This is a genomic window from Nitratidesulfovibrio oxamicus (genome assembly GCF_015731765.1).
Taxonomy (GTDB): domain Bacteria; phylum Desulfobacterota; class Desulfovibrionia; order Desulfovibrionales; family Desulfovibrionaceae; genus Cupidesulfovibrio; species Cupidesulfovibrio oxamicus.
Genome location: NZ_VRYY01000780.1, coordinates 1 through 554, shown reverse-complemented (window position 1 = coordinate 554; position 554 = coordinate 1). Strand labels below are relative to the sequence as shown.

Annotated in this window: 2 pseudogenes; both read right to left on the bottom strand. The window is 72.4% G+C overall.

What is annotated here, in order from left to right:
- A pseudogene (locus FVW20_RS18465) lies at positions 1-343 on the bottom strand (hypothetical protein); the annotation flags it as partial.
- Positions 340-554: pseudogene (locus FVW20_RS18460) on the bottom strand (glycosyltransferase family 1 protein); the annotation flags it as partial. The pseudogenes FVW20_RS18460 and FVW20_RS18465, both read right to left, overlap by 4 nt.

Genomic DNA, 554 nt, shown 5'->3' with positions numbered 1-554 from the left:
CGACGACGGCCACCACGTCCCAGTCCGCGCGCGGCCTGTTCACGTCGCGCCGGGCCGGGTCGCACAGGCGCTGGTGGCGCACCTGCCCGCAATCCATGATCCAGTCGTACAGGACGGAGGATGGCAGGCCGTGGGCCAGCACCCGCTGCACGGCGGCTTCCGCGCGGCCCAGCCATGATTCGGTCACGGCCAGCGCGCACTGCTCGGCGGGCATGATGGCCTGATCGGGCAAATGAGCAAGACCGGGCAAATGGGCAAGACCGGGCAAACGGGAAAGATCGGGCAGGGGGACACCGCCGGGCGCGCCGGACTGCGCGGGCGAAGGGGGATGGCGCGCGCTCATGGCCGGTCCCCCCGGTTTTCCCGATCCCCTCGATCCTCCGAGACGGGGGCCGTTTCCGTGGCGGCGGAAGGAGCAGCGGCGGGCGCAACCCCGTCACCCAGCGCCGCCTGACGCCTCGCCGCGTGCACCACATCCGGCAGGGTCACGGCGAAGAAGCGTTCCGCCGGGGTGTCCAGCGCAAGGTCCGGCTGGCGCCAGTTGCGCCAGTTGC